The organism is Streptomyces sp. NBC_00075, assembly GCF_045041225.1.
Lineage (GTDB): Bacteria > Actinomycetota > Actinomycetes > Streptomycetales > Streptomycetaceae > Streptomyces > Streptomyces adonidis.
Window position 1 is genome coordinate 5,739,347 of the sequence record NZ_CP108243.1, and the last position, 13,978, is coordinate 5,753,324.

The window sequence follows — 13,978 nt, forward strand, 5'->3', positions numbered from 1 at the left end:
ACACCTTGGGCTCGTGTCGGAGCGCGTACCCAGCACTCCCGGCTCCTTAGTGCCGCATCAGGCAACGTTCGCCTCGTTCCCGTCAGACTGCTCGGATGTTCGTCAGACTCGCGGGAGAATTAGAAGACTTCCCTAGTTTCCTTGGCCTGGCGGCCCAGGTTGAGCACTGGTTCGGTCCGATGGTCGAGGATGTCGCTCCATGACGCCGTGCGCAAGCACATGCGTCGGTCTACGGCGCTCGTCGCTGTTTCCTCGGGGCCGGATCTCCTCGGCGGGCTGCTGTTTGGAGCGAAAGCGTCGACCCACCACGTTCACTGGCTTGTCGTCTCGGAGCAGGCACGGGGGAGTGGTGTTGGTCGTGCACTGACGTCGGACGCGATGCGTAGGTGGGTGCAGGGTCCGGGGGCAGTATCGAGGTTGTCACTTTCGGCGTCGAATACCCTGGTGCTTTCGTTAGCGGCGCGCGTGTCTTCTACGAGCGTCTCGGCTTCACGCCTGCCGAGGCTGTCGGTCCAGGGCCGGAAGGCGGTTCCCGGCAGATCTATCGCCGGGCCGTCACCTGATTCACGCGATGTTGGCTCTGGCGACCACGGTTCGTAGGTGCTGGTCGTCAGCGTGGCGGTTCCGCCAGATGATGTAGCGGCGGATCGTGCTGCCCTGCTTCTTATGGCTGGTGTGGTCGGTGCTGTCGAGGGTGAAGTAGTGCAGGGCGGTGAACTGGGCCTCGATGCGGTTCAGCCAGGAGGAGTTGGTCGGGGTGTAGGCGATCTCTACGTTCTTGGCCTCGGCCCAGTCTGCCCCCCGGCGGCATCGCTTGGTGGTCAGGGGCGGGGAGGAGATGCACACGATCGCCAGGCGGACCGTCGGCGGGTATGGGTGCTCAGGTAGCGGCAGAACTTCAGGAATTTCGATCGGTTCTTGGTCCTCTTAAGTGGTGGTAGAGCTTGTCCTTGCCCAGGTCGAAGGCGGCGAACAGGTGCCGCGCCGTGCGTGCGGGTGTAGGTCGCCTGAGTCCCTGTGCCAGCCGCCCGTGCAGCCTGTTGCCGACCCGGGTGCGGCTGAAGGATCAGTGGGCCGAACTCGTCCAGGCAGAACACCACTTCTGGCTCCCGTCGCCGGGCGTGACCTCGCCATCGATGACGGCCCCGTTGAACTCGTCGCCTCCTACTATCCCACCGACCTCGCCCGAGGCACCGCGCTTACCGCACTCGGCCACCCACCGCACCGCAGCATCGACCGAGTCGCCACCCAGGAGCAGGCCACGGCACTGCGTCGGCCGGGAACCTGCCCGTCCTGCGCACCCTGCGCGTCGTCCACAGCGTCGACGAACGCCCCGTCGTGGTCCTCACGTTGGTTGATGTCTTGCAGAATCTGGTCCAGAGTCCTGGACTTTGGCCAGAGTCCTAGACTTTGAGACGAGGTTCTCGCGTGCGGCGTTGATGGCCTTCTCCAGGGCGTCGTTCGGGATGAGCACGGGGGCACCTCGCCCCGCTGCACAGTGAGCGTCAGGTCAAGCGTCTGGTGCTTGCGCAGCCGGAAGGTCGGCGTCGACTTCCGCTCCAGCCAGTCCGGTTCGTCCGCCGCGCTCGCCGCGCGGATCGGAAGCACCAAACTGCAGAGATCGGGCGGGCAAGGGTCGTCCGGCGCCGCGGGGAGTGCTCACTCGTACGTGTGCAGTGCGCGCCGGTCCGTTTTCTGTCCGAAGGGACGGGAGAGGATCGGCGTACTCCCGGACGTGATCGCGCGTTCGGCTCCCGCAGGGAAGGCGTCACATGGCTCAGGGGACTGTGAAGTGGTTCAACGCGGACAAGGGGTTCGGGTTCATCGCGCCGGACGACGGCACGCCGGACGTCTTCGTGCACTTCTCGGCGATCGACATGTCCGGACACCGCTCGTTGGATGAGAACCAGCGGGTGGAGTTCACGACATCGCAGGGCCCCAAGGGCCCGCAGGCCGAAGAGGTCCGCCCCATCTGACCCCCCGCTCCGCCGGTCACCGCTCAGCCGAGGCCAGAGGCCCGGCCCGGGAAGAAGTCGGCGCTCTGGACGTACTCCATCGCCTTGGTGAACTCCGGGTCGCCGATACGGCGTTCCATCTCCTGCGGGCTCAGGTCCTCCACGCGGGTCTGGATCCAGTACAGGTTGCCCAGCGGATCGCGCACCCGGCCGACCCGGTCGCCGAAGAACAGGTGGGTGACCTCGGTGACCGAGGTGCCGCCGGCCGCGACTGCCCGACGGTGCACGGCGTCGGCGTCCTCGACGTAGAGGCGGAGGAAGCCGGGGGTCGGCGGCCACTCCGGCCGCGCGTCGAACATCATCACCACCGAGTCACCGATCCGCACCTCCGCATGCTCGACGCTGCCGTCCTTGCCGGTCAGGCATGCGAGTTCCTCCGCGCCGAACGCCCTCTGCATGAAGTCGATGAGCCGCACCGTGTCGCGCGAGATGATCCATGGCGTCACGGTGGTGTAGCCCTGGGGAACCGGGTTCACGGACATCTGGCCGCCTCCTGGAGTGCGAGTGCCTCAACGGGGCGCTGACGCTAGCCCGCAACCAGGTCAGATGCTGTCCTGGAAGATGCCCGGAAGACGTCCGCCGGCACTGCCCTGTGCCGGGACGCGGCTACTCGGTCACCAGGAGGTACGTGACTGCGAGGGCCGGGACGACTGCTGCTCGGCCTGGGCGGGCTGAGCGGGGATCGTCCCGCGCGGTGCGGGTACGGATGCGGGGGCCGCCCGGTCCCAGTCGTCGTCCGTGAGCATCATGTCCGGGTCGAACATGACGATGACGGCGGCGACCAGGAGCACGGCGAGCGGGCCGGCGAGCATGGCCAGGAGGAACGACAGCAGGTCGGTGGACGACTGGGCGGTCGCGGAGTGGCCCGTGAGGTGGACGGAGACGGCTGCCATGCCGGTGTAGTGCATGCCGGTCACGGCCACGCCCATGACCAGGCTCGCGCCGAGGCTGGCCCACAGGGCGTGGATGGAGACCGCCGCCCACAGAGCCGCCGTGGCCGCCGCGACGGCGATGACGACGGACAGGATCACCGTCGTGGTGTCGTACCGGAGGGTGCCGCTGGTGTGGATGGCGGCCATGCCGAGGTAGTGCATGACCGCGACCCCGAGCCCGGTGACCGTGCCCGCCGTGGCCAGGGTCGCCGGGGAACTGCCCCGGTAGCCGACGAGGAACACGCCGACGGAGACGAAGGCGATGGCGACCGCGAGGCTGAGGAGTGTCTTCGTCGTGTCGTAGCTGACCAGCGCGCCCTGCACGTTGAAGCCGATCATGGCGATGAAGTGCATGGTCCAGATGCCGCAGCCGATCGCTGTCGCGCCCAGGGCCAGCCAGCGTGCCCTGCGGTGCGGGCGGCGCAGCGACCGTGTCGTGCAGCGCAGCCCGAGCGCCGCCCCGAGGCAGGCCATCAGGTAGGCGGCGACCGGGGTCACGGCGCCGTAGTAGAAGTTGGAGACGTCGGAAGCGGCGGAGGTCATGCGGGTTCCCTTCACGTGCGTCACGGCCGGCGGCACCGCAGCATCTGCCCTGCTGGGGAGGCAGGGCACGGGGAACCGAGCGGTCAGTTCAAGCCACCTGGCCGAGTTGTGCACGATTCAATCACGGGACACGCACACTTCCTACACATAGAGGGTTCATCGGTTGGCGAATCGATACTTCGGCACTCTTCGCCACTCTTCACCGTTCTTCGCCGCATACCGGTGAAGGTCCCCTACGCCCACTCGACCCCGACGACCCGCGTCTCGACGTGCATCCCCCAAGGCACCCGCCACGCGTCGACGCACACGGTCCAGGACTGTTCCCTCGTCTCCCCCGCTCCGATCGGCGTAGGAAGCGCCACCTTCGACTCGATCGTCGCCCAGTCGATGCCGAGCAGGTCGATGATGTGCGTGCCGAAGGTCACCGTGCCCGAACGGACCGGTGTGCCACCGGTGTTGTGGAAGGTGAGCGTCACCTTCTCGCACCAGCGTCTGTCCGTTGGCGTGAGTACGGGCGCGCTCGTGATCAGACGGGCAGGACCGACGGGCGGCGACGGTACCGGTGTTGGTACCGGCGTCGGTGTTGGTGTCTGCGTCGGCTTGGAGGGCGCGGGTATGGCCGACGAGGAACTCGTGCCCGTACCGGCGGAGTTGCCGCTTGCTTCTCCAGGAGTCGGCGATCCGGGGCCTGTTGTCGACGCGCGTGGCCGACTCTCCTGCGCCGAGGGAGACTTGGGCGGCCCGGATTCCCGCTCCCGTCCCTCCAGCGGTACGAACGTCACCTCCCCGGTGGGAGCGACCGCCGTACCGCCGCTCGCCGGGCGCTCGACCGCGACGTACCCCTCGCCCTGTCCGTCGCCGCCTCCGCACGCCACCAACAGCCCTGCCAGGGTGCAGGTCGCGATGGCCGCCGAGGTGGTCAGGGCGATGGTGCCCCGGCGGTCATGCGTCGTACGGGTCGGGCGAAGCATCGCGACATCGTCGCTGATGCTCCGTCAGAAGTGAACCCTCAGGAGGCCCCTCAGTGGGGCCTCGTCGGAGCCTCAGTCGGAGATCAGGCCTTCGCGCAGCTGGGACAGGGTGCGGGTCAGGAGGCGGGACACGTGCATCTGGGAGATGCCGACCTCCTCGCCGATCTGCGACTGGGTCATGTTGGCGAAGAAGCGCAGCATGATGATCCGGCGCTCGCGCGGCGGGAGTTTGGCCAGCAGCGGCTTGAGGGACTCGCGGTACTCCACGCCCTCCAGCGCCGTGTCCTCGTAGCCGAGGCGGTCCGCCAGGGAGCCCTCGCCGCCGTCGTCCTCCGGGGCCGGGGAGTCCAGGGACGAGGCCGTGTACGCGTTGCCGACCGCGAGGCCGTCGACGACGTCCTCCTCGGACACGCCCAGGACCGCGGCGAGTTCGGTGACCGTCGGCGAGCGGTCCAGCTTCTGGGCGAGCTCGTCGCTGGCCTTGGTGAGGGCCAGGCGCAGCTCCTGGAGGCGGCGCGGGACGCGCACCGACCACGAGGTGTCCCGGAAGAACCGCTTGATCTCGCCCACGACCGTCGGCATCGCGAACGTCGGGAACTCGACGCCGCGTTCGCAGTCGAAGCGGTCGATCGCCTTGATCAGACCGATCGTGCCGACCTGGACGATGTCCTCCATCGGCTCGTTGCGGGAGCGGAAGCGGGCCGCCGCGTACCGCACGAGGGGGAGGTTCAGCTCGATGAGGGTGTCCCGGACGTACGCACGCTCGGGGCTGTTCTCGTCGAGGGCGGCGAGCCGCAGGAACAGGGAACGGGACAGGGTGCGGGTGTCGATGGCTCCCGTGGCCGGCGGAGCCGGCGGGAGGGCCGGGACGGCCGGGGCTGCCTCTGCCTCGACCTCCACTACGAGGGCCGGGACGTCGTGAAGCTCGGCGGGCGCCGACTCGCTCTTCGTGAGCGTGAGCACCTTCGAGCTGCCCTGGTCTGCGGACATGCCACCCCCTTTGGGTCGCGGACGGTCGCGGCGGACGCTCCCGTCTGAGGAACGCAGCCTTCACCTGAATACCGGAGCCGAAGCCACGGCAAACGCTCTTCCGGCAGAATGTCACATGTCGGCAACACGCTGTAGTGACATGTCGACATGTAAGACACGAATCAGCCCTGGAAAGAGGGGGTCTGACGGTTTTTCACCCCAGAAATGGGAGGAAGTGAGTCACTGGGCGATTCGCTCTCCCAGGTGACGTCTCGATCCTGTGTCCGGTTGTCCCCGGACCGCCCCCGTGGTGACTCGTGTGACTCCTGCGGTGACGCCCGCGGCCACTCCCGCGACTATGCCTCGATGCGGTTCGCCGAACGCAGTCGCGCGAAGCTGCGGGCCAGCAGCCGGGACACGTGCATCTGGGAGACGCCCAGTTCCGCGCTGATCTGCGACTGGGTGAGGTTGCTGTAGTAACGCAGCAAAAGGATCCGCTGCTCGCGCTCGGGGAGTTGGACCAGGAGATGGCGGACCAGATCGCGGTGCTCCACGCCGTCCAGCGCCGGGTCCTCGTAGCCGAGCCGGTCGACCAGACCGGGCAGGCCGTCGCCCTCCTGGGCCGCCTCCAGCGAGGTCGCGTGGTACGAGCGGCCCGCCTCGATGCAGGAGAGCACGTCGTCCTCGCTGATCCGCAGCCGCTCGGCGATCTCGGCGGTCGTCGGGGTACGCCCGAACGCCGTCGTCAGATCCTCGGTCGCGCCGTTGACCTGCACCCACAACTCGTGCAGCCGGCGCGGTACGTGGACCGTGCGGACGTTGTCCCGGAAGTACCGCTTGATCTCGCCGATGACCGTCGGCATCGCGAACGTCGGGAACTGCACACCCCGGTCCGGGTCGAACCGGTCGATGGCGTTGATCAGCCCGATGGTGCCGACCTGGACGACGTCCTCCATCGGCTCGTTGCGGGAGCGGAAGCGGGCGGCCGCGTAGCGCACGAGCGGGAGGTTCGCCTCGATGAGCGCCCCTCGCACGCGGTTGTGCTCCGGCGTACCCGGGTCCAGCATCTTGAGCTGGCCGAAGAGCACCTGGGTGAGCGCCCGGGTGTCCGCGCCGCGGCTCCGCGGTGGGGCGGGCTCCTGGGGAGCGACCTCCAGGGGAGTGGCCTCCTGTGGCACGGTCTGCTGTGGTGCGGCTTCCTGGGGTGGCGCAGTACTGGCCGACACGGTCAACGCCACCTCTTCATCGGTCAACTCATCCGTCAAAAGCGGTCATAGCATCACAAGACATGTGCACTGTGTGCAAGCACCCCATAACACCGTGTTGAGTGAGGTTTGGTGCATAAGGCGCGAAAAGGCCCCGCACCGTTCCGGTGCGGGGCCAGTTGCGTGCTCGGCCTAGAACTCGTAGTCGGCGATCACCCACGTGGCGAACTCGCGCCACTGTGCCGCGGCCGCCTGATGGGCCGGGTGCTCCAGGTACCGCTTGAGCGCGTCCGTGTCGTCGACCGCCGAGTTGATCGCGAAGTCGTAGGCGACGGGGCGGTCGGTGATGTTCCAGGCGCACTCCCAGAAGCGGAGTTCGCCGATCTGCCCGGACAGGGCGCGGAACGCCTCGACACCCGCCCCGACCCGCGGTTCGTCGCGCTGGACGCCCTCGTTGAGCTTGAAGAGGACCAGATGGCGGATCACATGTACTCCCTGGCTGCTGCGTCCTGCTACTTGGCGCCGTCGGCGATCCAGGTCATGAAGTCCCCTATGGCGCTGGCCGCGTTCGAGATGCCCTCGAAGGCTATCTGGACGTAGTCGGCCGCCTTCGACGGGTCCGTGATGATCACGTACAGCACGAAGACCACGAGTACATAGACGGCGATCTTCTTCGAATTCACCGCCACCGCGGCCTCCCCTCAGACCCGACTGACCCTGCCCGCTATCTGCCGCCACCTGCTGTTTGTTGTCTGCTGTGCGGCGAGATGACCATACAGGTATCACTTGTCGGCCCATCGGCGGAACGCCGTCGCCGTCCTACCCGCCGACCACCGTGCTGTTGCTGTCCAGGACCCGGGCCGTCATCGCGCCCAGGATGCGCGGGCCGTCCTGGGTGAGCAGTGACTCGGCGTGGAACTGGAGGGAGGAGAAGTGGGGGCCGCGCAGGGCGTGGATCTCGCCGGTGTCCGGGTCGTGGCTGATCTGGACGAAGCCGATGCCCTCGCAGTCCCTGCCGTCCTTCCCGCCACCCTTCCCGCCGTCCTCCTCGCTGCGGGCGGCGAAGGCGTTGTAGAAGCCGACCCGTTCGCGGGCGCCGAAGAGGTCGATCTCCTTCTGCACGCCCTGGTTGGGGGTGTCACGCCGGGCCAGCCGGAAGCCGAGCCTGGCGGCGAGAACCTGGTGGCTGAGGCAGACGGACAGGAACGGCTGCCGACGGGCCAGCAGTTCCTCGGTGGTGGCGAGCAGCCGGGCGATCTTGGGGTGGTCCGTGTCCCGGGGATCGCCCGGGCCGGGGCCCATGACCACCAGGTCGTGGGCGTCGACGCGGTACGGCTGGTCGTAGCGGCGGACGGTCACCTTCAGGCCCAGTGCGCGAAGTTGCTGGTCGAGCATGTAGGTGAAGGTGTCCTCGGCGTCGACGACGAGTGCCGTACGGCCGGTGAGCACGGAGTCCGGGTGGTCGCGGCCGGTGTCGCCGGCCAGCCAGAACGCCGCGATCGTGTCGTTGCGCCGGGCGAGTGCGTCGCTGACGTCGGGATGTCCGCCGAAGAGCGACGGGCGGTCGCTCTCCAGGGCGGTGAGCAGCCCGGCCGCCTTGGCGCGGGTCTCCTCGACCTCGGACTCGGGGTCCGAGTGCCGTACGAGGGTGGCGCCGACCCCGATACGGAACCGCCCGGCGGCGTCGATGTCGGCGGTGCGGATGAGGATCGAGGAGTCGAGGGCGCGCCCGCCCTTTTCGTCGTGGCCGATCAGGGCGACGACTCCGCTGTAGTAGCCGCGTCCCTGGGGCTCGTGACGGCTGATCACCCGGCAGGCGCTCTCCAGCGGGCTGCCGGTGACGGTGGGCGCGAACATGGTCTCGCGCAGGATGTCGCGCACATCGTGCGAGGTACGTCCCTCGACGAAGTACTCGGTGTGCGCCACCCGGGCCATCTCCTTCAGATGGGGTCCGGTGACCCGGCAGCCGTCCGGGCAGATGCGGGCCATCATCTTCAGCTCTTCGTCGACGACCATGTACAGCTCGTCGGTCTCCTTGGGATCGGCGAGGAACTCCATCACGTCCGGCAGCGTGGGCCCGGCCGGCGGATAGCGGTACGTGCCGCTGATCGGGTTCATCACCGCGGTGCCGTCGCGCAGGCTGATGTGCCGCTCCGGACTGGCACCGATCAGGGTCCGCCCGTCCATGTGCACCAGAAAGGTCCAGTACGCCCCCTGCTCGCACTCCAGCAGCCGCCGGAAGAACCACAGGGCGTGCGGAACGGGCGCGTAGTCGGTGATGTCCGCGACGAGCGAGCGCTTGACGACGAAGTTCGCGCCCTCGCCCTCGCCGATCTCCTCCTCGAGCACCCGGCGCACGATCCCCGCGTACGTCTCGTCGTCGATGTCGAAGTGTTTGCCGGTGACCTCGATCGGCACCTGCGGAATACGGCGGACCGCCTCGGCGACCGTCAGCACGGCCTGGTCGGTGACCGTCATGGCCAGCAGCGGCTCCCCGTCGTCCCGGCAGGCGAAACCGCGCTCGGCGATCTGCCGGTAGGGGAGCAGGGCCAGCACCTCGTGTGCCGCCCGCCCCGGGGCGGACGGTTCCCCGGCGACCGGCAGACCGGCCAGCGAAGCCGGCGTCGACACATCGCCGATCAGCACCTCCAGCAGATCCGGCCCCGTCGTCTCGGGCCGGTGCAGCAGCGCGAAGGACGGCGCCCGTCCGGTGAGCACGCGCTCCAGCGGGTCCTGCGGCACGACACCCTGTCCCGTGGTCATCCGGCCGTCACCGCCGAGGGGAACGCGGTGACGACCGCCTCGGTGGTCATGACCGCCGCACAGCGCTGCGCCGCGTATTCGAGCGCCATCCGGTGGTGCCGCTCGGAGAAGTCGGCGACCGCGTCGGCGACCAGGAAGGTCCGGATGTCGTGGGTGAAGGCGTCGACGGCTGTCATCAACACGCCGACGTGGGCGTACACCCCGCACAGGACGAGCTGGTCGCGTCCCGCCTCCCGCATGCGTTCGAGCAGCCCGGACCGGAAGAAGGCGCTGTACCGCCACTTGGCGAACACCCAGTCCCCGGGGGCCGGTGCCAGTTCGTCGATCACCTGCCGGTCCTCCGGGTCCGGACGCATGCCCGGGCCCCAGAAGTCCTTCAGCAGTCCCCGCTGTTCCTCCGTCATCCCGCCGGGCTGTGCCGTGTACGCCACCGGAATGCCGGACTCGGCGCACCGCTCGCGAAGCCGTACGGCATTGGCCACGAGTTCGTCGCGGGGCGAGCCGCCGGCGGGCAGGGGGTTGAGGAAGTAGCGCTGCATGTCGTGCAGCAGCAGTACCGCACGGTCCGGGTCCGGCGACCAGTCCGCCGTGTTGGCGGGCAGGTCGCTCTCGGTGGGCATGGGATAGGAGGGGATCAGGGGTATGCCGGGCATCGGGTGGCTCCTGCGTGATCGGGCAGAACATTCCGGACTTCGGGGGCTTGCTGCGTACGGGTACTCGGCCGCGGTCAGACGCCGAGCGCCGCGCCCCCGTCGACGGTCAGGTCGTGCAGCGTGATGTGGGACGCCTGGTCGGAGAGGAGGAAGACGACGGCGTTCGCCACGTCGGAGGGGCGGGCGATCCTGCCCAGCGGTATCCCCACGCGATACGCCTCCGGTACGCCCCGGATGGTGCGCCGGGGGCCGCTCTCGTCCTCCCACATGGAGCTGAGCATCGGGGTGTCGGTGGAACCGGGGGCCACCACGTTGCAGCGGATGCCGTACTGGGCGACCTCCAGGCCCAGGCACTTGGTGAGCATCGTCGCCGCGGCCTTGGACGCGGCGTAGGCGGCCATCTCGGTACGGGGCGTGCCGGCGGCGTTCGAGGCCACGGTGACGATCGATCCGCGCGAGCGGGGGACCATCCGGTTGGCCACCGCCCGGGACATCCGGAAGACCGCCGTGGTGTTCACCGCGAACGTCGCGTGCCAGTCCTCGTCGGCCAGCTTCCGTGCCTCGCCCAGCCGCAGCACTCCCGCGGCGTTCACCAGGTACTCCACCGGCCCCAGCCGGTGTTCCACCGCCTCCACGAGCATCTCGACGGCCTCGCCGGACGTCACGTCGGCCGCGAACGCCTCGACGCGGAATCCCTGGGCCGTCAGCAGGCCCACGGTCTCGTCGAGCCGCCGGGCGTCCTTGTCGACCGCCGCGACGGTGACACCCCGCTCGGCGAGGGCCCGGACGACCGCTTCACCGATTCCGCCGGCCGCACCGGTTACCAGAGCTGTCTTGCCTTCCATCCTTACGGACCTTTCGTCGGCTGCGCCTGATGGGTCTCGTGGGTTGATGGGTCTGATGGGTCTGATGGGTCTCGTACGGGCATGCCGACGGGCCGGGCGGCGTTCACACGGGCCGCCGGTACGGTCGGGAAGGTCAGCGCGTGGCCACCGGTTCGTCGCCGCGCCACGCGGCGGCCACCTCGATCGCCTGCTGGGGATTGAGCCTCGGGTCGCACAGGCTGGTGTACTTGACCCCGACCTGATCGATCCGGGTACGGTCCGCCACGCACTCGGTGACCTCGTCCGGAGTGGTCTCCAGATGCAGTCCGCCGAGGACGCCCCCCGCGCTGCGGACCGCCGACCGGAACTCCCTGACCTCGTGCAGGATCGTCTCCAGGAACCGGGTCTTCAGACCGTCCGGACCGCTGACCGTGTTGCCGTGCATGGGGTCGGTCAGCCAGATCACCGGGTGGCCGGCCGCGCGGACGGCCTCGACCAGCGGCGGCAGTCTGTCGGCCACCTCCGACGCGCCCATGCGGGCGATGAGGGTCAGCCGTCCCGCCTCGCGCGAGGGGTCGAGGCGCTCGCACAGCGCCAGCAGCTCCCCGGGGGTCGTCGTCGGACCCACCTTGCAGGCCACGGGGTTCACCACCGAGGCCAGCAGCGCGACATGGGCGCCGTCCGGCTGCCGGGTCCGCTCGCCGATCCACGGCCAGTGCGTGGAGGTGAGCAGCAGGCGTCCGTCCTCCGTACGCCGCAGCAGGGGCTGCTCGTAGTCCAGCACCAGGGCCTCGTGGCTGGTCCACACCTGCGGCTCGATGTGCTGCCCGGGCAGTCGGCGGGTGTCCTCACCGCGCCAGCCGAGGAGGTCCATCACCGTGCTCGAGGCCCGGTAGCACTCGATCATGCGGGCCGGATCGTGGCTGCGGGCCGCCGTGTCGGGCTGCGGCCCGTTCACCATGTACCCGCGGTAGACCGGGAGTTCCTGGTCGCCGACCCGCTCGGTCGGCCGGGACCGTGGCTTGGCGAACTGGCCCGCGATCCGGCCGACGCGCAGGACGGGCTTGGAGGAGGCCGTCTTCATCACGCCCGCCAGGGCGTCGAGCAGGCCCGCCTTGCGGGCGACGAAGCCGGGTGTGCAGTCGGCGGGATCCTCCGCGCAGTCGCCGGCCTGGACCACGTGGATCTCACCGGCGACGACCCGCGCGAGCAGCCGGCGCAGCGTGGCCGTGTCCTCGGCCCGGACCAGGGCGGGTGACCCGGCGAGTTGCTCTCTCACCCGTGCGAGCAGCTCCCGGTCCGCCCAGGTGGGCTGCTGCCGGGCCGCACCGGCGGCGCTCGCCGAGGCGACCGTCGCGCAGGACTGGTCGGCCGTACCTGACATCTCACAACCCCCGTTGTTGAGTGCAAAAAACCGGTCATCCACCGGTGACGTGATCCAGCAGGCCCTCCCAGGCCCGCGGATCCGGTGCTTCGTCGCCTCGCCATGCCACGTGGTGATCGGGCCGGACGAGGACCAGGTCGCGTTCCCAGACGGCGCGGACGTCCGCGTCGTCCACGGTGAGCAGAGCGACCGGCAGACCCCTGCGCTCCGCCTGCTCCACCAGGGCCTTGCCCCGGTTCTCGCGGGAGAGGTCGACGAGGGTGAAGCCGGCGGCGAGCCGGTCGTAGAGCGGTGTGCCGTCCGCCAGCGGTACGTGCGGGGCGCGCCCGCCGGGCCGGGTGGTCGGGACGATCTCCTGCCATCGCCAGTCCGGTTCGGGGCCGTCCTCGTGCCGTACGGCCGGGGAGGCGGTGTAGCGGTAGCCGAAGTGGATGCCCATGTTGTCGATCTGGAAGCTCTCCTTGCCGAGGTACGCGGCGAGCTGCGGGCGGGTCGCGCCGACGGACGCCAGTTGCGGGAAGCGCATCCACACGGCGAGGAGGTTGGCGCACATCTCGCGGTTGAAGAGCGCGACCGGGCGGCGCTCCGCGTCGTAGGAGTCCAGCAGACGCGGACCGGCCCAGCCGTTCAGTGTGGCGGCGAGCTTCCAGCCGAGGTCGCAGGCGTCGCCGAGACCGGTGTTCGCCCCGTGACCGCCGGTCGGATAGAACTGGTGCGCGGAGTCACCGGCGAGGAAGACCCGCCCCTGGCGGTAGGAGTCGGCAACGGCCAGCCGCCCGTACCAGTACGCGACGTTGAGAACCTCGTCCACCGCGAAGTCGAAGCCCAGCCGCTCCTTGACGACACCGAGCGGGTCCACGGGTTCCGGTTCACCCTCGGGCAGGACGAACGTGCCGGTCCAGGTGCGCCCGCCGTCGCGGTTGACCAGGGTCGCCCCGCCGGCCGAGATGGTGAGGAAGAACTTCCCGTTGCGGGCCAGCGCGGGGTCCTCGCTGCGGAAGAACACATCGCAGTGCCGGGTGCTCGGACCGCTCGACCGGGTCCCGATGCCCGCGAGCCGCCGTACGGTGCTGCCGCCTCCGTCGCAGCCCACCAGGTAGTCGGCGCGCAGCACGTGCTCGGTGCCGTTCGCCTCCTCGGCCACGACCGCCTCCACCACGCTCCCGTCGTCGGCCGACTCCCGCAGGCTCCAGCCCTCGCGCAGATCGATCAGCGGATGTTCCCGTACGCGGCCGCGCAGGACCTCCTCCAGGAGCGAGCCCTGGAGCCGCTGGTAGGGCTCCAGCGGTGCCGAGCCGTCGGTGACGCCGGCGTACCGCTCACGCAGCCCCGTCACCGAGGGGTACTCCCAGACGGAGACGGGCGGTTCGGCGGGGTCCGCGACCCAGAGGAAGGTGAACGGCTCGTCGGGCGCGACACCGCGCCGGCGTATCTCCTCGGCCACCCCGAGCCGGCGCAGCAGCTCCATGCTGCGGCCGTTGATGAAGTCCATCTTGGGATACGCGGAGACGGTGGTGGAACGCTCGACGACGGTGCTGCGCACGCCGTGGTGGGCCAGTTCGAGCGCGAGGGTCGCACCGACCGGTCCGGCACCGACGATCAGGACGGGTGTGCTGTTCGGGCGAGGCAGGGTGGCAGGGACGTGTTCGCGCACGGATGCTCCTGGAAGATCGGCACGAGTAGGGGGGCAGCGGCCCGGACCGGGGCACCGGACCGGTG

13 protein-coding genes and 2 pseudogenes are annotated in these 13,978 nt (G+C 69.5%); 2 read left to right on the forward strand and 13 right to left on the reverse strand.

The features are described 5' to 3' along the window. Positions 1 to 95: 95 nt before the first annotated feature. Positions 96 to 563, forward strand: a pseudogene (locus OG787_RS24935) (GNAT family N-acetyltransferase). Position 564: 1 nt separating this feature from the next. On the opposite strand, the pseudogene OG787_RS24940 reads toward OG787_RS24935, so the two are convergent. Further along, a pseudogene (locus OG787_RS24940) lies at positions 565 to 1,144 on the reverse strand (transposase); the annotation flags it as partial. Between the two features lie 628 nt (positions 1,145 to 1,772). On the opposite strand from OG787_RS24940, the gene OG787_RS24945 reads away from it, so the two are divergent. Further along, entirely contained in the window at positions 1,773 to 1,976 is a 204-nt protein-coding gene (locus tag OG787_RS24945) for a cold-shock protein (RefSeq protein WP_369029031.1), read from the forward strand. 23 nt (positions 1,977 to 1,999) lie between these two features. On the opposite strand, the gene OG787_RS24950 is transcribed toward OG787_RS24945, so the two are convergent. The 12 genes from OG787_RS24950 to OG787_RS25005 form a co-directional block, all read right to left on the reverse strand. Beyond that, on the reverse strand, positions 2,000 to 2,497 hold the full coding sequence (locus tag OG787_RS24950) for a VOC family protein (RefSeq protein ID WP_405536436.1): 498 nt from the start codon (positions 2,495 to 2,497) through the stop codon (positions 2,000 to 2,002). Positions 2,498 to 2,629: 132 nt separating this feature from the next. Next, positions 2,630 to 3,490 (reverse strand): MHYT domain-containing protein, encoded by an 861-nt coding sequence (locus OG787_RS24955; protein WP_369029029.1) that lies wholly within the window; start codon positions 3,488 to 3,490, stop codon positions 2,630 to 2,632. A 233-nt stretch (positions 3,491 to 3,723) separates the two neighbouring features. Further along, positions 3,724 to 4,461, reverse strand: a complete 738-nt coding sequence (locus tag OG787_RS24960) for a hypothetical protein (RefSeq protein WP_405536437.1) — start codon at positions 4,459 to 4,461, stop codon at positions 3,724 to 3,726. A gap of 72 nt (positions 4,462 to 4,533) precedes the next feature. After that, positions 4,534 to 5,451 carry an RNA polymerase sigma factor SigF gene (locus tag OG787_RS24965; RefSeq protein ID WP_235476933.1) on the reverse strand — a complete coding sequence of 306 codons (918 nt, stop codon included), beginning with the start codon at positions 5,449 to 5,451 and terminating at the stop codon, positions 4,534 to 4,536. Between the two features lie 335 nt (positions 5,452 to 5,786). Further along, positions 5,787 to 6,668: an RNA polymerase sigma factor SigF gene (locus tag OG787_RS24970; RefSeq protein ID WP_405540579.1), complete on the reverse strand. Its 882-nt coding sequence runs from the start codon at positions 6,666 to 6,668 to the stop codon at positions 5,787 to 5,789. 159 nt (positions 6,669 to 6,827) lie between these two features. Next, positions 6,828 to 7,121: a Dabb family protein gene (locus OG787_RS24975; protein ID WP_405536438.1), complete on the reverse strand. Its 294-nt coding sequence runs from the start codon at positions 7,119 to 7,121 to the stop codon at positions 6,828 to 6,830. 26 nt (positions 7,122 to 7,147) lie between these two features. Then, complete coding sequence (locus OG787_RS24980; protein ID WP_369029026.1) at positions 7,148 to 7,324, reverse strand: hypothetical protein; 177 nt, start codon at positions 7,322 to 7,324, stop codon at positions 7,148 to 7,150. A 130-nt stretch (positions 7,325 to 7,454) separates the two neighbouring features. Beyond that, positions 7,455 to 9,398 carry an anthranilate synthase family protein gene (locus OG787_RS24985; protein WP_369029025.1) on the reverse strand — a complete coding sequence of 648 codons (1,944 nt, stop codon included), beginning with the start codon at positions 9,396 to 9,398 and terminating at the stop codon, positions 7,455 to 7,457. Next, on the reverse strand, positions 9,395 to 10,051 hold the full coding sequence (locus tag OG787_RS24990) for an isochorismatase family protein (RefSeq protein ID WP_369029024.1): 657 nt from the start codon (positions 10,049 to 10,051) through the stop codon (positions 9,395 to 9,397). The genes OG787_RS24985 and OG787_RS24990 overlap by 4 nt, the downstream gene beginning before the upstream one ends. Before the next feature lie 74 nt (positions 10,052 to 10,125). Then, positions 10,126 to 10,896 (reverse strand): 2,3-dihydro-2,3-dihydroxybenzoate dehydrogenase, encoded by a 771-nt coding sequence (locus tag OG787_RS24995; RefSeq protein ID WP_405536439.1) that lies wholly within the window; start codon positions 10,894 to 10,896, stop codon positions 10,126 to 10,128. Positions 10,897 to 11,029: 133 nt separating this feature from the next. Continuing rightward, on the reverse strand, positions 11,030 to 12,259 hold the full coding sequence (locus tag OG787_RS25000; protein WP_369029022.1) for a 3-deoxy-7-phosphoheptulonate synthase: 1,230 nt from the start codon (positions 12,257 to 12,259) through the stop codon (positions 11,030 to 11,032). 34 nt (positions 12,260 to 12,293) lie between these two features. Next, positions 12,294 to 13,913 (reverse strand): FAD-dependent monooxygenase, encoded by a 1,620-nt coding sequence (locus OG787_RS25005; RefSeq protein ID WP_405536440.1) that lies wholly within the window; start codon positions 13,911 to 13,913, stop codon positions 12,294 to 12,296. Positions 13,914 to 13,978: the final 65 nt, after the last annotated feature.